At 73.6% G+C, this 19,528-nt stretch carries 18 protein-coding genes and 1 CRISPR repeat array; of the genes, 5 read left to right on the top strand and 13 right to left on the bottom strand.

What is annotated here, in order from left to right:
* Positions 1-18 precede the first annotated feature (18 nt).
* From FH715_RS28090 to FH715_RS06010, 3 genes are all read right to left on the bottom strand, one after another.
* On the bottom strand, positions 19-192 hold the full coding sequence (locus FH715_RS28090; protein WP_170184645.1) for a hypothetical protein: 174 nt from the start codon (positions 190-192) through the stop codon (positions 19-21).
* Between the two features lie 63 nt (positions 193-255).
* Entirely contained in the window at positions 256-729 is a 474-nt protein-coding gene (locus FH715_RS06015) for a molybdenum cofactor biosynthesis protein MoaE (RefSeq protein ID WP_139641471.1), read from the bottom strand.
* 28 nt (positions 730-757) lie between these two features.
* Positions 758-1,921, bottom strand: a complete 1,164-nt coding sequence (locus FH715_RS06010; protein WP_139641469.1) for an NAD-dependent epimerase/dehydratase family protein — start codon at positions 1,919-1,921, stop codon at positions 758-760.
* Positions 1,922-2,067: 146 nt separating this feature from the next.
* On the opposite strand from FH715_RS06010, the gene FH715_RS06005 reads away from it, so the two are divergent.
* Together FH715_RS06005 and FH715_RS06000 are read left to right on the top strand one after the other, a co-directional pair.
* Positions 2,068-3,588 (top strand): zinc-dependent metalloprotease, encoded by a 1,521-nt coding sequence (locus tag FH715_RS06005; protein ID WP_139641467.1) that lies wholly within the window; start codon positions 2,068-2,070, stop codon positions 3,586-3,588.
* Positions 3,585-4,112, top strand: coding sequence for an NUDIX hydrolase (locus FH715_RS06000; RefSeq protein ID WP_139641465.1), 528 nt, complete (start codon positions 3,585-3,587; stop codon positions 4,110-4,112). Before FH715_RS06005 ends, FH715_RS06000 begins: the two co-directional genes overlap by 4 nt.
* Positions 4,113-4,139: 27 nt before the next feature.
* Here FH715_RS06000 and FH715_RS05995 read toward each other — a convergent pair whose 3' ends face one another.
* The 4 genes from FH715_RS05995 to FH715_RS05980 form a co-directional block, all read right to left on the bottom strand.
* The gene (locus FH715_RS05995; RefSeq protein WP_139641463.1) at positions 4,140-4,889 is read right to left on the bottom strand and encodes an AIM24 family protein; all 750 of its coding nucleotides are present in this window, start codon (positions 4,887-4,889) and stop codon (positions 4,140-4,142) included.
* A 15-nt stretch (positions 4,890-4,904) separates the two neighbouring features.
* Positions 4,905-5,591 carry an AIM24 family protein gene (locus FH715_RS05990; RefSeq protein ID WP_139641461.1) on the bottom strand — a complete coding sequence of 229 codons (687 nt, stop codon included), beginning with the start codon at positions 5,589-5,591 and terminating at the stop codon, positions 4,905-4,907.
* Between the two features lie 12 nt (positions 5,592-5,603).
* Positions 5,604-7,151: a TerD family protein gene (locus FH715_RS05985; protein WP_139641459.1), complete on the bottom strand. Its 1,548-nt coding sequence runs from the start codon at positions 7,149-7,151 to the stop codon at positions 5,604-5,606.
* Positions 7,152-7,233: 82 nt separating this feature from the next.
* Positions 7,234-7,836, bottom strand: a complete 603-nt coding sequence (locus tag FH715_RS05980) for a M48 metallopeptidase family protein (protein ID WP_139641457.1) — start codon at positions 7,834-7,836, stop codon at positions 7,234-7,236.
* Positions 7,837-8,056: 220 nt separating this feature from the next.
* On the opposite strand from FH715_RS05980, the gene FH715_RS05975 reads away from it, so the two are divergent.
* Both FH715_RS05975 and FH715_RS05970 read left to right on the top strand, forming a co-directional pair.
* Complete coding sequence (locus FH715_RS05975; protein WP_170184644.1) at positions 8,057-9,136, top strand: ThiF family adenylyltransferase; 1,080 nt, start codon at positions 8,057-8,059, stop codon at positions 9,134-9,136.
* A gap of 50 nt (positions 9,137-9,186) precedes the next feature.
* The gene (locus tag FH715_RS05970; protein WP_139641452.1) at positions 9,187-10,668 is read left to right on the top strand and encodes an ABC1 kinase family protein; all 1,482 of its coding nucleotides are present in this window, start codon (positions 9,187-9,189) and stop codon (positions 10,666-10,668) included.
* 49 nt (positions 10,669-10,717) lie between these two features.
* Positions 10,718-10,990: a CRISPR direct-repeat array (repeat unit 29 nt; unit sequence CTGCTCCCCGCACGCGCGGGGGTGTTCCC).
* Positions 10,991-11,099: 109 nt separating this feature from the next.
* Here FH715_RS05970 and FH715_RS28755 read toward each other — a convergent pair.
* From FH715_RS28755 to FH715_RS05950, 4 genes are all read right to left on the bottom strand, one after another.
* Positions 11,100-11,444: a hypothetical protein gene (locus FH715_RS28755; protein ID WP_139641450.1), complete on the bottom strand. Its 345-nt coding sequence runs from the start codon at positions 11,442-11,444 to the stop codon at positions 11,100-11,102.
* Complete coding sequence (locus tag FH715_RS05960) at positions 11,441-11,791, bottom strand: WhiB family transcriptional regulator (protein ID WP_097229783.1); 351 nt, start codon at positions 11,789-11,791, stop codon at positions 11,441-11,443. Before FH715_RS05960 ends, FH715_RS28755 begins: the two co-directional genes overlap by 4 nt.
* 124 nt (positions 11,792-11,915) lie before the next feature.
* Positions 11,916-12,236, bottom strand: coding sequence for a hypothetical protein (locus tag FH715_RS05955; RefSeq protein ID WP_139641448.1), 321 nt, complete (start codon positions 12,234-12,236; stop codon positions 11,916-11,918).
* Positions 12,237-12,379: 143 nt separating this feature from the next.
* Positions 12,380-14,740, bottom strand: coding sequence for an ATP-dependent DNA helicase UvrD2 (locus tag FH715_RS05950; protein ID WP_139641447.1), 2,361 nt, complete (start codon positions 14,738-14,740; stop codon positions 12,380-12,382).
* A 107-nt stretch (positions 14,741-14,847) separates the two neighbouring features.
* On the opposite strand from FH715_RS05950, the gene FH715_RS05945 reads away from it, so the two are divergent.
* A complete protein-coding gene (locus FH715_RS05945) occupies positions 14,848-15,102 on the top strand; it encodes a glutaredoxin family protein (protein ID WP_139641445.1) in 255 nt (84 codons plus the stop codon).
* A 53-nt stretch (positions 15,103-15,155) separates the two neighbouring features.
* Here FH715_RS05945 and nudC read toward each other — a convergent pair whose 3' ends face one another.
* Positions 15,156-16,103 (bottom strand): NAD(+) diphosphatase, encoded by a 948-nt coding sequence (nudC, locus tag FH715_RS05940; RefSeq protein ID WP_139641443.1) that lies wholly within the window; start codon positions 16,101-16,103, stop codon positions 15,156-15,158.
* A 10-nt stretch (positions 16,104-16,113) separates the two neighbouring features.
* Positions 16,114-19,494: an ATP-dependent helicase gene (locus FH715_RS05935; RefSeq protein WP_139641441.1), complete on the bottom strand. Its 3,381-nt coding sequence runs from the start codon at positions 19,492-19,494 to the stop codon at positions 16,114-16,116.
* Positions 19,495-19,528: the final 34 nt, after the last annotated feature.

Here is a 19,528-nt window from a genome sequence, read left to right as displayed (position 1 = left end):
CAGTACGTGACGGCACTGTCAGCCGTCGGCCGGGGCCCGTTCCATCGCGGCGCGGAAGGCCTCGTACCCCCGCACCCCGACGCTGTCCCTGACATTGCGCCCCGCGTTGCCACGTCGGGTCGCCCACGCGCTCCATATGCCCGCGACCACCCCTCCGGCGACCGGGATCAACAACCAGACGAGAACCGCCATCTCCTACCTCCCACCTGCACCGACCACTGCGTCGTCACTCCAACGCTCGGCCGGCTCCCCTGGTTACGCAACCGGAGCGGAGCCCGCCGAGCGGCGCTCGCCGGCCCCCACCCACTCCTCACCACCGTCGGCGAACCGCTGGTGCTTCCAGATCGGAACGCGGCGCTTGAGGTCGTCGATCAGCCGGCGCGAGGCGGCGAACGCCTCGCCCCTGTGGGCCGCCGAAACGGCCACCACGACGGCCACGTCTCCCACGGCCAGCGCGCCGACCCGGTGCGTCGCGGCCACCGCGCAGCCGGGGAACCCGGCCACCACGTCCTCGGCGACCCGGCGCAGCTCGGCCTCCGCCGTCGGATGCGCCGAGTACTCCAGAGCGGTGACGGCGGCGTCCTCCGGATGCCCGTCGTGGTCCCGCACGGTGCCGACGAAGAGAACGACGCCGCCGGCGGCGTCGTCGGCGACGGCCCGCTGGACCTCGTCGACCGAGAGCGGCGTCTCACGCAGGGCCAGCAGCCGGACCGGGTCCTCGGTGGTCATGTCCCCATGATCTCCCATGGCCGCGCGGTCATCTGCGGCGGGCCCGCCGAGCGCGGCGCACCAGCGCCGCGGTGCCGACCAGGGCGACGGTCGCGCCGGCGGCACCCAGCGTGGTCGCCGCGTCCTTGCGGCCCAACCGGCGACCCACCACCGTGTGCCGCCCCGACACCTCGGCCAGCAGCTCCGCCAGCACCTCCTCGTTGCTCCACGTCGGCCGCCAGCCCGCCTCGTAGAGCCGGCTGCCGCTGACCACCCACGGATGCATGGTGTAGGCGAGGTCGCCTGCCGGGGAGGGCGTCAGGCCCAGCCGGTGGAGCCGGGTCGCCGCGCCGAGCGCGACGGAGGGCGGCAGCTCCATCCGGCGGATGCCGGACAGCTCCTCGACCTCCTCCTGCTCCAGCCAGCCGTCGCAGCCGACCGCCAGCTCGCCTTCGACCTTCTCAAGCACCGCCAGCTCCAACGCGCTGACCAGGTCGTCCACATGGCAGAACTGCCAGCGCGGGCGGGACCCGGCCACCACCAGCAGCCGGGGGGACTCGAAGTAGCGGGTGAGCGCGGTGTCGGTGCCGCCGACGAGCACGGAGGGGCGCAGGACCGTGACGTTGAGCCCCGGGTGTGCGCGGGGCGCGCGCTGGGCGAGCCGTTCGATCTCCAGCAGGTCGCCGACGCAGGTGGCGTCCTCGGTCGCGCGCAGCTCGGCGTCCTCGGCGAGCGGCACGTCGTTGTCCGGCAGGGCGCCGTAGACCATCGCGGAGGTGCAGAGCACGACCCTGCGCACCCCGGCCGCGGCGGCGGCGGTGAGCACGGTCTGCGTGCCACGCACGTTGAACGCGGTACGGGCGACGGGGTCGGCCTCCACGTCCAGGTCGAGCGCCAGGTGCACCAGGACGTCGACGGGGGCGGTCGCCGGCTCGTCCTGCCCCGGGTCGTCCGCCTCGGCGTCCCTGGTCGCGCCCGAGGTGCGCAGCAGGTCGGCGATGGCCGGGTCGCGCACGTCCAGCGTGTGCCACTCGGCGCCCCTGGCCTCACCGAGCCGTTCGTCCAGCGCGAGGACGCGCCGCACCTCGGGGACGTCGAGCAACCGCTCGGTGAGACGGGCGCCGAGCCCTCTCGCCGCGCCGGTCACCGCGACGGTCAGGGGGGCGGTTGACCCGTTTCGCGGTGCGCGAACGGCTGGTTCCGGGGAACTCACGAGGCCTCTCCAGCGGTTGTTCCAGTACGACGTGCGCACGCCCATCCTGCCTGAGAGGTGTCTAGGCTGGGGGCACGGACCAGCGAATGCCGGGCGCGTCCGCTTCCGTTTCCGACGACGTCCGATGACAAGAGCCGAGGATTCCCGTGAGTGACTTTCCATTCGGATTCGGCCTCCCGCAGGAGCCGGAGGACGGCGATTCCGGCAAGAACCGGGGTCCCGGCGGCCAGGGCCCCGCCGACAACCCGCTGTCCGCGCTCTTCGGCGCCGGCGGGATGAACCCGCAGGACCTGGGCGCCGCCTTCCAGCAGCTGGGCCAGATGCTGTCCAACGACAGCGGCCCGGTCAACTGGGAGCTGGCGCAGAACGTCGCGCGCCAGACCGTTTCCCAGGGCGCCCAGGACGGTTCGAAGGACCGCTCGGTGAGCACGCAGGAGACCGAGCAGGCGCGGGAGGCGGTGCGGCTGGCCGACCTCTGGCTGGACGGCGTCACCTCGCTGCCGTCGGGCGCCACGTCGACGGTGGCGTGGAGCCGGGCCGAGTGGGTCGAGGCGACGCTGCCGGTCTGGCGGGAGCTGGTCGACCCGGTGGCCGAGCGGGTCGGCGGCGCGATGAGCCAGGTGCTGCCCGAGGAGATGCGGGCCATGGCGGGGCCGTTGATGGGCGTGATGCGTTCCATGGGCGGCGCCATGTTCGGCACGCAGATCGGGCAGGCGGTCGGCGCGCTGGCGGGCGAGGTCGTCGGCTCGACGGACATCGGGCTGCCGCTCGGCCCGGCGGGCAAGGCGGCGCTGCTCCCGCAGAACGTCGCGGCGCTCGGCCGTGGCCTCGGGGTCCCCGAGGAGGAGGTCAGGCTCTATCTGGCGCTGCGCGAGGCGGCGCACCAGCGCCTCTTCTCGCACGTGCCGTGGCTGCGTTCGCACCTGTTCGGCGCGGTGGACGGGTACGCGCGCGGCATCCAGGTGGACACGGCGAAGCTGGAGGGGCTGGTCGGGCAGATCGACCCGAGCCGTCCCGAGGAGCTTCAGGAGAAGCTCCAGCAGGGCCTGTTCGAGCCGGAGGACACCCCGGAGCAGAAGGCCGCGCTGGCCCGGTTGGAGACGGCGCTCGCGCTGGTCGAGGGCTGGGTGGACGCAGTGGTGCACGCGGCGGCCGAGCCGCATCTGCCGTCCGCTTCGGCGCTGCGCGAGACGCTGCGCAGGCGCCGCGCCTCCGGCGGTCCGGCGGAGCAGACCTTCGCCACGCTGATCGGACTTGAGCTGCGTCCGCGCCGGCTGCGGGACGCGGCGCGGCTGTGGGCGTCGTTGACGGACGCCAGGGGCGCCCAGGGCAGGGACGCCCTGTGGACCCACCCCGACATGCTGCCGACGGCGCGTGACCTGGACGACCCGGACGGCTTCGTCCACCGCGAGCAGTTGGACTTCTCCGAGCTGGACGAGCTGTTGGGCGAGGCGGCCGGCGAGCGGGAGGGCGGCTCGCGGCTGTCGAAGGACGAGGCGAAGGACGGGGCGGAGAACGGGCCGAAGGACAGGGCGAAGGACAGGTCGGAGAACGGGCCGGAGGGCGGGGCCGGGGACGGGCCGGAGGAGTCCGCCGACCCGTCGGGACCGGCGACCGAGGGAGACGAGGACGGCGAGGGGCCGCGCGGGGGAGGTCGGGCCGAGTGAGCGCGCTCCGCGAGGACGCCGCCCGGGTGCTGGACGACTGGGCGGCACCGAGTACGGGCCAGGACGCGCTGCGCCAGGAGTACGCGGCGCATCTGGCGGCGCACCCGGACGGCATGTGGAAGAGCTGCGCCTCCGGGCATCTGACGGCCAGCGCGCTGGTGGTGGACGCGGAGGGCGGCCGGGTGCTGCTGACGCTGCACCGCAAGATCGGCCGCTGGCTCCAGACCGGCGGGCACTGCGAGCGGGAGGACGATTCGCTGGCCGGCGCCGCGCTGCGGGAGGCCACGGAGGAGTCGGGCATCGACGGGCTGCGGCTGCTGCCCGCGCCGGTCCGGCTCGACCGGCACGACACACCGTGCGCCACCCATCTCGACGTGCAGTACGCGGCGTTGGCGCCGGTCGGGGCGACGCCCGTGATCAGTGAGGAGTCGACGGATCTGCGGTGGTTCGGCTTCGCCGAGGCCGAGCGGCTCCCCGACCACTCGGTGCGACGGCTGGTCGCCGGGGCGCGCGGGCTGCTGTGAGCCCGGCGCGCCCCCGCGCGTCCGGTCTCAGCGCGGCCCCCAGGCCCCGCCCTGCCCCAACCCCGGGCCCTGTCCCTGCTGGAACTGCAACCGCTGGCCGAACGACGTCTGCTGCGGCGGCAGCAGCTCGCTCGGCTGCACCACCACGTGCCCGTCGCCCATGAAGTTCAGCTCCCAGCCCTCGCCGGTGGTGCCCCGGCGGCGCCAGATGGACTTGCTGCTGGTCTGTGCCTGCATCTGGACGCGCAGCGAGGAGGACCAGGCCACCACCGCGTCGGCGTCCACGCTGCACAGCTGCTGCGGGGTGACCCGCAGCACCAGCGGGCTGCCCGAGGTGGTGATGGCGACCCGGCCCTGACCGGTGATCAGCGTGTTGTAGGCCCCGACGCCCGGGATGCCGTGCTGGCTCTCGACCGAGACGATGTCCCAGTGCAGATGGGCGTCCATGGCCAGCACATAGCCGCTGTCCACGGTCAGGCCCTCGTGGTCGACGTCGAGCACGTGGACGTGCTGCGCCAGGTTGGCCAGATAGACCACGCCCTGCCCGAAGCAGCGCATCAGGGGCAGCACCTCGCCGGTCATCATCTGGCTGTGCCGCTGGTGGTGGGACTGGTACTCGCCGTCGAACTCCACCATCCCCTCGAACGCCACCATGCTGCCGGCCCGTGCGACGACGTCCTGGTCGCCGGCGAGGTTGACGCGCAGCGTGTGCGCGCCCTGGAGCGCGAAGCGCTCCTCGGTCGGTTGGGCCGCGTTGTTGAAGATCGGACTCAGCATCTCGCCGCTCCCCCGTCAGTTCTGCGCGCCGCTGAGGCGCTCGGTGCTGTCCTCGCTGGGCTGCACGATCACGAAGCCCTGGCCGGAGAAGCCGAGTTGATAGGCCTCGCCGCTCCCCCTGCCGATCAGCGAGCTGGCCTTGAAGCTGCGCTTGCCCCGCACCTCAAGGCCGGTCGACCAGGCGACCAGCGCGTCCGGGTCCACATAGGTCTCGCCGCCGCTCCGGCCGCAGTCCACCACCACGGGTGTGCCGCGGCTGGTGATGGCGACCCAGCCGTCGCCCGATATGCCCAAGTTGAACAGGCCCTGCCCGGCGAACTTCGCGATGCCCTTGACCCGTTGGACGCCCCACTCCAGGTGGGCGTCGAAGGCGAGCACGTTGGTGGCGTTGACCGAGACGTTCTGCCCGTTCAGCGGGAGGCAGAGCACGTGGGCGCCGTAGTCGGCGAGATAGAGCTGGCCGTCGCCGTGGCAGCGCATCAGGGGCACGCTCTCGCCGGTCAGCCGGCCGGCGACGGCGCGTCCCACGGCCGAGGGGTTGGACTCGTACTGCACATAGCCCTCGTAGGCCACCATGGAGCCCGCCCTGGCCAGGAGGTCCTGGCCGGTGCGCAGGGCCACGCTCGCCATGGTGGGCCCGTGGTTCTCCATGCGCGCCGCCGGCGCGGTCGGGGCGTACCCCGCGGTCATCCGCTGGTCCATCACCGGCTCCTGTCAGATCTCGTAGGGCTGGACGATCACGAAGTTTCCCGGGGCGCCGCGGAACTGGAGCTGGGTGCTCTCCCCCGTGTCCCCCGGATACGCGTGCCGGCGCAGCCGGACCTGGTTGGCCACCAGCACCTGGGCGCCTGAGGACCAGGCGACCAGCGCGTTCGCGTCGGCGAAGGTCATGGCGGTGACCGGCAGCACCAGGGGCTCGCCGTGGGTGGTCAGCACGAGGGTGCCGTGACCGGAGAACTGGAGCGCGAAGAGGCTGCCGCCCGGCAGCCCGTGACCGTCGATCCGCCGCACGTCGTAGCTGAGCGACTCGTCGAACGCGAGAACGTGCTGGGAGGAGACGCAGATCGCGTCGCCCTGGAGCTCGACGGGGAAGAGCCGGGTGGCGTCCTCCGCGAGATAGACCCGGCCGTTGCCGGTGCAACGCATCAACGAGGGGAACCCCTCGCCGGTGGCACCGGCGACCATCCGCCGCTTGAAGCCGCCGCCCTTGAAGCCGAACTCGACGTCGCCCTCGTAGAGCACCATGGCGCCCTGGCGCGCCATCACCGGCTGCCCGTCGAGGCCGAGGTCGGCCCGTACCAGCTGCGGGTTCTGCAGGCTCCAACGCTCACCGGCGTCCGCCGCCCGGTACTTGTCGAGCACCCCGACGAGGTCGCCCGTACCCCGGGGTATCGGCGGAAGCTGCGCCTGGCCGGGCCCCGGCGGCGGTTGCTGTCCGAACGGGGGCGGCCCCGACGGTTGACCGGCGGACAGCGGGGGCGGCTGCGGTGGTTGCCCCGGGGGCTGGACCGGCGGCTGGACATGGGGCGCGGGCGGCGCCGGGGGCGCGACGGGCGCGGCCGACGGAGCCGGCATCGGCGGCTGGGGCGCCGCCGGGGCGGCGGGCGAGGGCGGGGGCGCCGCGCCACCGGGCGGCGCGAAGGTGGGGGGCGCGGGCGGCTGTCCGCCGGGAGGCGCGAACCCGGGAGGCGCGAACCCGGGCGCCGCGCCAAGCGGCTCGGGCTCCGGCTCGTCCTCCTCGACCTCGCCACCGAAGTGCCGCAGGAGAGCCGCCAACCCTCCGTCGAACCCCTGCCCGACGGCGGCGAACCGCCAGCCGTCCTTGCGGTAGAAGTCGCCGATCATCAGCGCGCGTTCGGAGGAGAACTCCGAACCGTCGAACGAGTAGCGGGCGACCTCCTCGCCGCCGGCGACGATCCGCAGATACCCGGGGGCGGCCTGGGACATCGTCCCCTCCCCGTCGATGGTGGCGGTGAAGGCCAGGCGGTCGATCGCCTCGGGCACCCGGTCGAGCGTGACGCGGAACGACTCCGTGTCCCCGGCCTGCGCGCCGAGCAGCTGGAGCGAGCCCTCGGGCGAGGCCGGCTGGTTGTAGAAGACGAAGTACCGGTCGTCGGAGAGCTGTTCGGCCGCGTCGAGGCCGAAGCAGCTGATGTCGAAGACCATCCCCGGCCCGGCTATCCGGACACCGACGTAGAGGTCGGTACCCAGGGTCAGATCACTGAGGCGCGCCTTCTGGCCGCGCTTGAATTGCGTCACCATCGGTAACGACCGTCCCCCATTCGCTTACTGCACTACGGCTCCGCCAGCGTAGCCAATGCCACGGACAGTGGCCGTGGCCCGGTCAGTCCCGGGTCGGGCAGGGGCTGTGCGGAAGCCGCTCGGCGGCGACGACGCCCTCCAGGAAGCCGCGTGCGCGCTCCGTGCGCGGATAGCGCTCCAAAAGCTCCCAGAAGCCGGGGCCGTGACCGGGAACCAGCAGATGGGCCAGCTCGTGCAGCAGCACGTAGTCGATGACGTACTCGGGCATCCCCTGGAGCCGGTGCGAGAGTCTGATGGTGCCGAGCGCCGGCGTGCACGAGCCCCAGCGGGCGTTCTGGTTCGTGACCCAGCGCACGCTGTCCGGTCGCGCGCGCCCCTCGAAGTACCGCGCGGACAGCTCGCGGGCGCGGCGCAGCAGGTCCTCGTCGTCGAGCGTCCGCCGCTCCTCCTGGGCGGCCAGCTTCTCCAGCATCACCCGCACCCAGCGGCGCTCCTCCTCCACGGTCATCCGCGCGGGGATCAGCACCACGGTGCGGTCGGGCTCGCGGTAGGCGGAGACCGTGCGGCGACGCCGTGAGCTGCGGCGCACCTCGACCGGCTCCGACCGGTCGCCGCCCAGCGCGACCTGTCCCACCGAGGACGCGCGCTGCGGTGGGCCGGCGCTGTTCAGCGGGTCGGCGGACACAAGTCGACGTTACCCGGTGGAAGCCGGATATGTCCCGCTCGCCTGCCGTCGAGTGGGCGGCGCCATGGGAGGACAACTTCCGAATACCAATGATTTATACGATTATCTCTGCTTCCTGTGGATAACTTTCCGCACGTCCGCTCTGTTCCCGTCATGATGGGGCCCGACAGTGAGCCGAGAGCCCGCAGGGGCTCGAAGGGGGGCAATCCCGATGCATCCGATGATCAAGCCTTCGCTGCGCCGCGGCTGGCGGGACCAGAAGACCGTCCGCTACGGGGTCACCCCCGCGCATTCCGTGCTCGTCGGCCCGGTGGACAACACGACGGAGAGCTTCCTCTCGCTGCTCGACGGCACCCGCGGGCTGCCGGCGCTGCGGGACGCGGCGGCCTCGCTGGGGCTCGGGGCCGAGACCGCGGACCGGGTCACCGAGCGGCTGGCGCTGGCGGGCGTGCTCGACGACGCGACGGCGGAGCCCGAGGCGGCGAAGGAGGTCACCGAGTCCATGCGCCCCGACCTCGCCGCGCTCTCCCTGCTCCACGTGCCCCCGGGCGGCGGGCTGCGCGCCTGGACCCGCCGCCGCACGGCACGGGTGCTGGTCCGCGGCGCGGGCCGGGTGGGCGCCGCCATCGCCGGCGCGCTCTCCCAGGCCGGTGTCGGCAGGGTCGAGGTGACGGACGGCGGACGGGTCACCCCGATGGACACCGCCCCCGCCGGGCTCCGCCCCGGCTGCGTCGGCGAGCGCCGCGCGACGGCCGCCCAGGCCCTGGTGCGCTCGCTGCGTCCCTGGCGGCGCGTACCGACTTCGGAGCGACGCGGCCCCGAGCTGGTGATCATGGCTCCCCGGGACGGCCTCGCCGCCTATGTGCCCGATCCCGTCCGCGCGGAGGACCTGATGGCCTCCCGCACCCCCCATCTGTACGTGGGCGTGGTGGAGGCGACGGGCTTCGTCGGGCCGCTGGTGCTGCCGGGCACCAGCTCCTGCGCCGAGTGCCTGCTGCGGAACCTCAGCGACGACGAGCCCTCCTGGCCACTCCTCGTCGCCCAGTGGCGCAACGGCCGCGGCCCCGGAGTCCCCGCCTGCGACACCGCCCTGGCCACCGCCGTCGCCGGGCTGACCGCGTGCGCCGCACTCGCGTTCCTCGACGGCCAGTTCACGCTCCCCCCGCACGGCAGGACCGAGTACGTGCTCCCCGGGCCCACGAGCACCACCCGGACCTACGCGCCGCACCCCGAGTGCTCCTGCGGAGCGGCGGCCCACGACGGGCCCGCACACCCGCCGGCCTCGACGGGTCCACAATGAACGGGAGACCTCGCGCGACGGCCGTGCGATCGCCGGGAGTTGGAGGGGACATGTCTGATCTACCCCGCAAGGCGGTGACCAGGACCGCGAAGCTGGCCACCCTGCCACTGGGCTTCGCCGGTCGGGCGACCTGGGGGTTGGGGAAGCGGATCGGCGGGCGCTCCGCCGAGCTGGTCGGCCAGGAGCTCCAGCAGCGCACCGCCCAGCAGCTGTTCACGGTGCTCGGCGAACTGAAGGGCGGCGCCATGAAGGTCGGCCAGGCCCTCTCGGTCTTCGAGTCAGCCCTCCCCGAGACCGTGGCGGGCCCCTACCGGGCCGCGCTCACCAAGCTCCAGGAAGCCGCTCCCCCGATGCCGGCCGGCTCGGTGGTGAGGGCGATGGAGGAGCGGCTGGGCGAGGACTGGCGCACACGCTTCCAGTCGTTCGAAGAACGCCCCGCCGCCGCGGCCTCCATCGGCCAGGTCCACCGCGCGGTGTGGGAGGACGGCCGCGAGGTCGCGGTCAAGATCCAGTACCCGGGCGCCGGTCCCGCGCTCCTCTCCGACCTGACCCAGCTGGGCCGCTTCGCTCGCGTCCTCGCTCCCTGGGCCCCGGGACTCGACATCAAACCGCTGATCGAGGAGATGCGCGACCGGGTCGCCGAGGAGCTGGACTACGCCCTGGAGGCCGACTCCCAGCGCATCTGCGCCGAGGCGTTCCGCGACGACCCGGACGTGGTGGTACCCGAGGTGGTCTGCCAGCGGGAGGGCCTGCTGATCACCGAGTGGCTGGACGGCATCCCGCTCTCCGAGGTGATCGGCGACGGTGAGCGGCCCGAGCGGGACCGGGCCGGACAGCTGCTGGCGCGCTTCCTCTTCTCCGGCACCGCCCGCACGGGCCTGCTGCACGCCGACGCGCACCCGGGGAACTTCCGGCTGGTCCCCGTCGCCGACGAGCCGGTGGAGCGCTGGCGGCTCGGCGTGCTGGACTTCGGCGCGGTCAACCGACTGCCCGAGGGCCTGCCCCCGGCCATCGGCCGGTCACTGCGGCTCTCGCTGGACGGCTCGGCGGCCGAGGTCTACGCCGAGCTGTGCGAGGAGGGCTTCGCCAAGGAGTCGATCGAGCTGGACCCCGAGGAGGTGATGGACTACCTACTCCCGATGACCGAGCCGGCGCGGGTGGAGGAGTTCACCTTCACCAGGGAATGGCTCCGCACCCAGGCGGCACGGATAGCCGACCCCCGCTCGGCGGCACACCAGTTGGGCCGACGCCTCAACCTGCCACCCTCCTATCTCCTGATCCACCGGGTGACGCTCTCCACCATCGGCGTCCTCTGCCAGCTGAACGCGACGGTCCGCCTACGCGACGAACTGATCGACGGCCTCCCCGGCTTCGCCGACCCCGACCTGCCGCCTCCGGCGAACGACGAGGACGGCGACGAGGCGGAGGCGGTCGCGGCGCCCAAGGCGGAGCCCGGTGCGGTGGAAGCGGAGGGCGAGCCGAACGGTCCGACGCTGACGAAGGCTGAACGAGCGGAGGGCCCGGCTGAGTAAAGTAAGCGAAGTCCGCCGAAGCGACGGATAAAACCCCAGCTCACGACCCCTGCTCCCCGCACGCGCGGGGGTGTTCCCAGTATCCGGCCGCGACGCGGGTCGAGAAACTCCTGCTCCCTGCACGCGCGGGGGTGTTCCCGCCCGCGCTTGTGCGGCGAGGTCTGGAAGCCGCTGCTCCCCGCACGCGCGGGGGTGTTCCCTGCGACATGAGGCCGAACGCCTGCGCGCCGTCCTGCTCCCCGCACGCGCGGGGGTGTTCCCGTCGTGCGACGCCTCGAAGACCCGATGAACGACTGCTCCCCGCACGCGCCGGGATGTTCCCACCCCGCTCGGTGACCGGCTCGCGCCTCCGTGTCCGGAAAAGCCGGACGGCCGGTCCGCGGGTGCGGCCGGCCGTCGTGTGGGTGGGGGCGCTCAGACAGCGCCTGTGGTCACTGCATCACCGCGCGGGCGAGGGCCCGGCGGGCGCGTCGGGAGGCGCGTTCCGCCCGGCGCTGGAGTCGGTCTGATCGGCGGGCTTGGCGCTGTGCCTCCGCGAGCCTGCCGGCCATACGTTGGGACATGGCTTCCGCGGCGCGTTCTTCCATATGGGAACGCGCCATGGCTTCTGGGATGAGTTGCAACTTCCTGGTCCTGTTCTGTTCCTGTCGGGACTGACGTTGTCCGACAGGGCGGCGGCTGGTGGCCGTCTCCGTGTGGGGTTCGATCACCAGCGCCTGGTGATGCCTGCGCGGCCCGTAGGGGGCCGGGCGGCCGATGGTTCCGTGCGTGCTCATGCCGAGACCGGGTTCTTCCGGGGGCGGCCACGGGGCCGCTTCCTCGGGACCACCACGCCCTGGACGAAGAGCTCCCCGCCCCAGACGCCCCAGGGCTCCCGGCGGTCCTTCGCGCCGGCGAGACACGCCTCGCGGAGCGGACAGGTCTGACAGAGGGACTTGGCGTACTCGACGTCGGCGGGCGACTCGGCGAAGAACACCTCGGGGTCGTACGAGCGGCAGGGCACGCTTTCGTCGAGTCGCTCGATGGCCTCGTCGAGCTCGTTCAACGTGAAGAGCGGGGTCACTGAAGTCTCCGGATCGGGTGGCGAGTTGAGGTCAGGTCGGGCGTACGGCGCGAGTGGCACGGTGTTGTCCTCGTGTCGTTGAGTTGTCGAACCGCTCGGCGGTCGCCGGGCGACGGGAAACAAAAGGGCCGCGAAACCCTGTGTGGGTTCCGCGGCCCCTGAGGTGCCGACCTGATCTCGCCGATCAGGTTGGATCACTCCAGGGTTCGAGCCCGCGGAGGGCCCACTTCGAGTGAGACTTGGTCTGCTGTCCAAAGGTCTGGTGGCCGGCGCCGACGAGATTGGCCGTGGCGTTGCCATAGGCGGCCACGCCGCCTGCGACTGCCGCCGCAGCTGCCGTCTCGGGCACCGAGATCGGTCGCTCGTCAGCGAAGACACCGATGGCGTCGGACATGGGCATGGCTGCGGCCAGCAGCGCCACCTCGACAGACGGCAGGGCCTCACTGAGTACGGCGGAGTCGGCGAAAGCCGGGCCGGACAGCTTGTCGTGAGTCAGAACGAGCACGGGAATCGCCTCCTTCGCGGAGTCTCAGGGGCGGCCTGGGCCACCGGGGTGTTTGTCTCAGTACAGCATGGGTCCGTGGGAAGGGAAACCCTCTCCCGGAGTCACGTGGAGCACGCTATGCGGACCGCTCTCGGGGACGCAATCTATTTTTCGGGGTCCTCTTCGGAAGCTTCTTCCGAGCCCTCCTCGGCCCGCTCGGGAAGCGGCTCCCCCGCGCAGAGCGCCAGCAGCTCCGCGCCGAATTGCCGCAGCTTGTGGGGGCCCACCCCGGGAACGCGGGTCAGCTCGCGCTCGGTGGCGGGCGGCTGCTCCGCGATCGCCATCAGGGTGGCGTCGGTGAAGACGGCGTACGCCGGCCGCCCCAGCTCCTGGGCGCGTTCGAGCCGCCACTCGCGCATCCGCTCGTACAGCTCCTCGTCCATCGTCGAGGGGCAGTCCACGCAACGGCGCAGCTTCAGCTCCGTGGCCTCCGTGAGTGTGCGCCCGCACACCCGGCAGGGCACCGGGCCGCGCGGCTTGCGCCCCTTGGCACCGCCGCGCTCCACTCCCCCGGCGCCGCCGCGTCCCCGGGCCGCGTCCGAAGCCGAGCCCGGCCGCAGCCCGTCCAGGAAGCGGCTGGGGCGCCGTCCGGCCCGGCCGCCCGGGGAGCGGGCCAGCGCCCACGACATGCACAGATGGAAGCGGGCCCTGGTGACGCCGACATAGAGCAGCCGGCGCTCCTCCTCGATCTGCTCGGGCGTCTTGGCGTGGGTGATCGGCAGCATCCCGTCCGTGAGCCCGACGAGGAAGACCGCGTCCCACTCCAGCCCCTTGGCCGTGTGGAACGAGGCCAGGGTGACGCCCTCGACCGTCGGCGCGTGCTGGGCCGCGGCCCGCTCGGCCAGCTCGGCGACGAAGTCCGCCAGCACCGCGTCCGGGCGGGAACGCTGGAACTCCTCGGCCAGCCGCACCAGCGCCCGCAGTGACTCCCAGCGGTCCCTGGCCGCCCCCGAGCCGGCGGGCGGCTCCGGCGTCCAGCCGGTGCTGGCGAGCACCGCGCCGACCTCCGCGGCCAGCCCCTCCCCCTCGGCGGCCGAGGTGTCGGTCCCCGCGGCGCGGGAGGCGCCGCGCAGCGCGAGCCCGGCCTGCTGGATCTCCTGGCGGTCGAAGAAGCGCTCGGCGCCTCGGAGCTGGTAGGGCACCCCGGCGTCCGCGAGGGCCTGCTCGTAGATTTCGGACTGGGCGTTGACCCGGTAGAGGACGGCGATCTCGCTGGCCGGGACGCCGGGGCCGCCCTCGGCGACCGGGGTCAGCAGCTCCTTGATCCGGCCGGCCGTGGCCTCCGCCTCGGCCGGCTCGTCGGCGTGCTCGTGGAAGACGGGCTCGGGTCCGGGCTGCCGCTGGGAGACCAGCTCCAACCGGTGCTCGGCCGCGCGGCCCTTCGCCTGGGCCAGCAGCCCGTTCGCCAGATGCACCACCTGGGGCGTGGACCGGTAGTCGCGCACCAGCTTGACCAGGGTGGCCTCGGGGTGCTGGGCACGGAAGTTCAGCAGGTGATCGGGGGTGGCGCCGGTGAACGAGTAGATGGTCTGGCTGGCGTCGCCGACCACGCAGACGCTGTCCCGGTCCCCCAGCCACAGCTGGAGCAGGCGCTGCTGGAGCGGGCTGACGTCCTGGTACTCGTCGACCGTGAAGTGCTGGTACTGGCGGCGGATGGTGTCGGCGATGTCGGGCCTGTCGGTGAGGATGCCGACCGTCAGCAGCAGCACGTCCTCGAAGTCGATCAGGCCCCGGTCGCGCTTGAGGCGCTCGTATGTCGCGTAGACCCGGCTGGTCTCCGCCGGGTCGCGCGGCGCGTCCCGGTCGGACTTGGCGACGACGGCCGGATAGTCCTCGGGGGTGGCCTGGGTGACCTTGGCCCACTCGATCTCGCCGAGCATGTCCCGCAGCTCGGCCCGCTCCAGCCGGATGCGGCAGCGCGCGCCCGCCTCAGCGACCAGCTGGTGCTTGCGCTCCAGCAGCCGCGGCTGCTCGCCGCCGATCGCCTTGGGCCAGAAGAACTGGAGCTGCCGCAGCGCCGCCGCGTGGAAGGTGCGGGTCTGCACGCCGCCGGCGCCCAACTGCCGGAGCCTGCCGCGCATCTCGCCCGCCGCCCTGGCCGTGAAGGTGACGGCGAGCACCGTGTTCGGCTGGTAGACGCCGGCGCGCACGCCGTAGGCGATGCGGTGGGTGATGGCCCTGGTCTTGCCCGTGCCGGCGCCGGCCAGCACGCAGACCGGGCCCCGCAACGTGGTGGCGACCGTGCGCTGCTCCGGGTCGAGGCCGTCGAGGACGGCGTCCGCCGAGTCCGGGACGGCCGGGAAGGCACCGTGCGGTAGCGTCCCGTGCGGGGCGCCGGCCGCGCGACTCCCCGGCGGAGTGCTCCCGGGGAGCGGGCTCTCCGGCGGGACGGCTGAGGCGTGCGGTGCTGAAGTCACCCCGCCATGCTGCCAGGTCCTGGCGGCGGCGCGCTTCGGGTTGTCCACAGCCGGTGGAATTCCTCGTACCGCTCCGGACGTTCCCCCCTCGCAGGGTTCGGACCCGGTGTCCCCATCCTCACCCACCACAGGCCATCTCGCGAAGGAGCCGGACGATGCAGGGCACAGTGACGATGTACAGCACCACCTGGTGTGGTTACTGCCGTCGTTTGAAGAGCCAGATGGGCCGCGAGGGCATCGCGTTCAACGAGGTCGACATCGAGCAGGACCCGGCGGCCGTGGCGCTGGTGGAGAAGGCCAACGGCGGCAACAGGACGGTCCCCACGCTCGTGGTCGTCGGCGAGAGCGGTGCCGAGACGACCATGACCAACCCCTCGCTCAACGAGGTGAAGAACGCCCTGGCCGCCTGAGCCGCGGCCACCTGACCGGTCGGCTGACCACCCGGGCCACCAGGCTTACCAGTTCACCAGAGTGAGCTGACCAGTGGCTTGCCGTACCACTGCTCGACCAGGCGGGAGGCGATGGAGACCCCGGACGGGGCCAGCACCTCGCCCGACTCCATGGCCTCCCGCAGGTCGTCCCGCGAGAACCAGCGGGCCTCCTCGATCTCCTCGCCGTCCACCGTGACCTCGGTGGTCGTGGCGCGGGCGACAAAGCCCAGCATCAGGCTGGAGGGGAACGGCCAGGGCTGGCTGGCCTGGTAGGCGACCTCGCCGACCGTGACACCGGCCTCCTCGGCGACCTCCCGCACCACCGCCTGCTCGATCGACTCCCCCGGCTCGACGAAGCCCGCCAGGGTGGAGAACCGGCCCTTGGGCCAGTGCAGTTGCCGGCCGAGCAGCGCCCGGTCGTCGTCGTCGAGGACCAGCATGATCACGGCCGGGTCGGTGCGCGGGTAGTGCTCGGCGCCGCACGCCTGGCAGCGGCGCACATGGCCGGCCGCCGCGATCACGGTGCGCTCGCCGCAGCGGGAGCAGAAGCGGTGCAGCCGCTGCCAGTTCTCCAGGGCGACCGCGTGCACCATCAGCTCGCTGTCCCGGTCCGAGAGCAGCGTCGCCGCCTCGCGGAGACCGGCCGGGCGGGCCGCGTCGTCCATGCGCCCCGGCAGGGCGTCCTTCTGGAGGGCGAAGTAGCGGACGCCCTCCTCGTCGGTGCCCAGGTAGTAGCGGTGGGCCTCCGTGAGGGGGGCGTCGAAGGACGGCATCATCACCAGCTCGGTGCGACCGTCCGGGGACTCCTCGATGAGCGCCTGCCCGCCCGACACCACGAAGACCCGGGTGCTGGGATGGCTCCACGCGGCTCCCAGCCACGCCTCGTCGAGGCGGTGACCGGAGTCCCGGTCGATGCCTCCGGTCGCGGTGAGGGGGATCGGCTGGACGACGCTGTCCTGGCTGGCCGGGGTGGTACTCATACCCGAAAGCCTAACCGGGATCGTTGAGCTCCCAGGCGTCCTCCCCCGTCAGCAGCCGTTCCAGGCCACGGCGCCCCGGGAGCACGCTGGGGCGCACCAGCTCGCCGCTGCGGACATAGAGAAAAGCGGCGCTGACCTCGCTCAACGGCAGCTGGTGGCGTTCGGCCCAGGCGAGCCGGTAGATGGCCAGCTGGAGCGGGTCGGCCTCCTGGCGGCGGGCCGTCTTCCAGTCGATGACCTCGAAGCGGGGCGTGGGTCTCCCCGGCCGCTCCGGCACCCGGTAGACGGCGTCGATCCGCCCCCTGATCACCCGGCCGGCGAGCTGGAGCTGGAACGGCGCCTCGATCCGGTAGGGGCGGCGGCGCGCGTACGGGGTGCGGCTGAACGCCTCCTTGAGCGCGGCCAGTTCTTCCTCGTCGCGGATCTCGGCGTCCTCGCCCGGGTCGCCGCCCGGCAGCTCGTCCGGGCCGAGCAGGGGCAGCGGCAATGTCTCGAAACTGGACTGCACCCAGGCGTGGAACCGGGTGCCCCGGCGGGCCGCCGGCTGCGGCGGGCGCGGCATCGGCCGGGCCAGCTCGCGGGCGAAGCCGTCCGGGTCGGCCGCCAGCCGCTGCACCTGGGTCGCGGTCAGCGACAGCGGCAGCCGCACCTCCCGCACCCCCGACCTGGCCTGGCGCAGCTCCTCGGCGAGCACCGGCAGGTCGCGGTCCCAGGAGGCGACCTTCCGCCGCTCCTCGGGCGTCAGCTCGTCCTCGGTCACCTCCCCGGCGGGAACGGACTCCGCCGCGGCTTCCTCCCCCTCGTGCTCCCCGTACTCCCCGTGCTCCTCGTGCTGCCCGTGCTCCGCGTGGCGCTGCTCCGGCGGGGCGCCGAGGCGGGCGAGGACCGCGCGGGCCGCGGCGCGGCGGCGGGCCAGCGCCGCCGGGTCGAGCGGCAGCGGCCACGTCGGCTCGGCCGCCCGGGCCGCCGTCAGCGCCGGGTTCTCCGCGTCCTCCTCGGGGGGCTCGGCCCAGTGCTCCACCTCGCCGTGGTCGGCGCCGGCCTCGCAGTGGGCGCGCAGCGCCTCAAGGAACGCGGACGGGCCGCGCGGGCGCTTCTGGCTCGGCCCCCACCAGTGCCCCGAGCCGAGCAGCAGCCGGCGGGGCCGGGTGAACGCGACATAGCCGAGCCGCAGCTCCTCCAGCTCCAACTGCGCGGCGCTCTCCACCCCGTGGGCCTTCAGCCCCGCGGAGGTCCACTCCGGGGTCGCCGGCAGCGTCTCCGCGTCGCCGCGCAACGGGTGCGGCAGGGTCCTGGACTGGCGCAGCCAGGAGTCCCTGGCGCGGGCGCCGGGGAAGACGCCTGCGCACAGCCCCGGCAGCGCCACCACGTCCCACTCCAGGCCCTTGGCCTTGTGCGCGGTGAGCACCTGCACCGCGTCGCCGCCGCTGGGCAGCGAGCCGTCGAGGCCCCGGTCGTACTCCTCGGCGGCCCGCAGAAAGGCGAGAAAGGCGGGGAGGGTGGCCTCCCCCCGCACGGCGGTGCCGGCCCGGCCGGCGGCGAAGCCGGCCGCCACGTCGAGGAACGCGCCCAGCGTCTCCCGGCGCCGCGCCGCCAGCGCCTGCGGCGAGGCCGCCAGCTCCACCTCAAGCCCGGTGGCGCCGAGCACCCGGTGGAGCGTGTCCATCAGCGGGTCGGCCAACGAACGGCGCAACTCCCGCAGCTCGGCCGCCAGGTGGGCGAAGCGGACGCGGGCCTGCGGGGAGAACGGCAGCCTGTCGTCCGGCTCGGCGAAGCCCGGCTGCTCCCCGCCGCCGCCGACGAAGGTGTCCAGCGCGTCGGCCAGCGAGACCACCTCCGCCGGGTCGGTGCCGGCGACCGCGTCGGCCAGCCGGGCCAGCGCCGCCGCCTCCTCGTCGCCGTCGTCCGCGCCGCCCCCGCGCCGCACCAGCAGCCGGGCGCGGCGGCCGAGCAGCGCCAGGTCGCGCGGGCCGATCCGCCACCGCGGGCCGGTCAGCAGCCGGACGAGGGCCGCGTTGGCCGTGGGGTCGGCGAGCACCTGGCAGACGGCGACCAGGTCGGAGACCTCCGGCAGATGGAGCAGCCCGGAGAGCCCGACCACCTCGACCGGCACCCCGCGCGCCACCAGCTCGGCCTGGATCAGCGGGAAGTCGCCCGCGGTGCGGCAGAGCACGGCGATCTCGCCCGGGGCGGTGCCCGTGCCGACCAGGTGGGCGACGGAGTCCGCCAGCCAGCCCAACTCCTCGGCGTGCGTCTCCAGCAGCGCGCAGCGCACCAGCCCGTCCCGCTCGGCGCCGTCCGCCGGGCGCAGCGGGCGGACGGCGGGGTGCCGTGCGCGCAGCGGCGCGGCCAGCTCGTTGGCGAGGGCCAGCAGCCGGCCGCCGCTGCGGCGGTTCTCGCTGAGGGTGAGCACGGTGGCGGGGCGGCCGGCGGCGTCGGCGAAGTGCTCGGGGAAGTCGTCCAGGTTCGCCACCGAGGCGCCGCGCCAGCCGTAGATGGCCTGGCAGGGGTCGCCGACAGCGGTGACCGGGTGGCCGCTGCCGGAGCCGAAGAGGCCGGCGAGCAGCATCCGCTGGGCCACGGAGGTGTCCTGGTACTCGTCGAGCAGCACCACCCCGAACTGCTCGCGCAGCAGCCGCCCGACCTCCGGGCGCTCGGTGGCCAGCCGGGCGGCGAGCGCGATCTGGTCGCCGAAGTCCAGCAGGTCGCGGGCGCGCTTGCGGGCCCGGTACTCCTCGACGCGCTCCAGCAGCGCCCGCCGCCCGGCGGCTGCCTTCGGCACCTGGCGCAGCGCCGCGTTGGTCAGCCTGGCCGTCTCCAGCTCGGCCAGCAGCTCGCCGTCGAAGGCGCGCAGCCGCTCGGGCGTCACCAGGTGCTCCGACAACTCGCCGTCCAGGGCGATCAGATCACTCACGAGGGTGGTGAACCCGGCCTCCGGCGGCTCGAAGTCGGCGGGCGCGCCGCGCAGCACCTCGGCGGCCAGCTGGAAGCGGCCGGCGTCGGCCAGCAGCCGGGAGGAGGGCTCGACGCCGAGCCGCAGCCCGTGCTCGCTCAGCAGCCGGCCGGCGAACGCGTGGTAGGTCGAGATGGTCGGCTCGCCGGACTCGGAGGTGTCGATGCGGGCCCTGGCCAGGGCGGCGCGCACCCGCTCGGCGAGCTCGGCCGCCGCCTTGTTGGTGAACGTCAGGCCCAACACCCGCTCCGGGGCAACCTGTCCGGTGCCGGCGAGCCAGACGACGCGGGCGGCCATCACCGTGGTCTTGCCGGAACCGGCACCGGCGACCACGGCCTGCGGCACCGGGGGCGCGGTGACGCAGGCCAGCTGCTCCGGGGTGAAGGGGACGCCGAGCAACTCGGCGAGCTGCTCGGGACCCGTGAGTCGTGCGGGCACCCGAGTGAGGGTAGTCGCCACCACCGACAGCCGC

This window comes from Streptomyces sedi (assembly GCF_006335015.1).
GTDB lineage: Bacteria > Actinomycetota > Actinomycetes > Streptomycetales > Streptomycetaceae > Streptomyces > Streptomyces sedi.
Note: the sequence above shows the minus strand (reverse complement) of the source record. Positions and strands in the feature narration are given on the sequence as shown.

What these genes read in the sequence shown, in the direction of transcription:
- FH715_RS05990 (WP_139641461.1), bottom strand. Translation starts at nt 5,591, where the DNA reads ATGGACCAGCGGATGACCGCGGGGTACGCCCCGACCGCGCCGGCGGCG.
- FH715_RS06015 (WP_139641471.1), bottom strand. Translation starts at nt 729, where the DNA reads ATGACCACCGAGGACCCGGTCCGGCTGCTGGCCCTGCGTGAGACGCCG.
- FH715_RS05995 (WP_139641463.1), bottom strand. Translation starts at nt 4,889, where the DNA reads ATGCTGAGTCCGATCTTCAACAACGCGGCCCAACCGACCGAGGAGCGC.
- FH715_RS28090 (WP_170184645.1), bottom strand. Translation starts at nt 192, where the DNA reads ATGGCGGTTCTCGTCTGGTTGTTGATCCCGGTCGCCGGAGGGGTGGTC.
- FH715_RS05945 (WP_139641445.1), top strand. Translation starts at nt 14,848, where the DNA reads ATGCAGGGCACAGTGACGATGTACAGCACCACCTGGTGTGGTTACTGC.
- FH715_RS28755 (WP_139641450.1), bottom strand. Translation starts at nt 11,444, where the DNA reads ATGAGCACGCACGGAACCATCGGCCGCCCGGCCCCCTACGGGCCGCGC.
- FH715_RS05975 (WP_170184644.1), top strand. Translation starts at nt 8,057, where the DNA reads ATGATCAAGCCTTCGCTGCGCCGCGGCTGGCGGGACCAGAAGACCGTC.
- FH715_RS05970 (WP_139641452.1), top strand. Translation starts at nt 9,187, where the DNA reads ATGTCTGATCTACCCCGCAAGGCGGTGACCAGGACCGCGAAGCTGGCC.
- FH715_RS05985 (WP_139641459.1), bottom strand. Translation starts at nt 7,151, where the DNA reads ATGGTGACGCAATTCAAGCGCGGCCAGAAGGCGCGCCTCAGTGATCTG.
- nudC (WP_139641443.1), bottom strand. Translation starts at nt 16,103, where the DNA reads ATGAGTACCACCCCGGCCAGCCAGGACAGCGTCGTCCAGCCGATCCCC.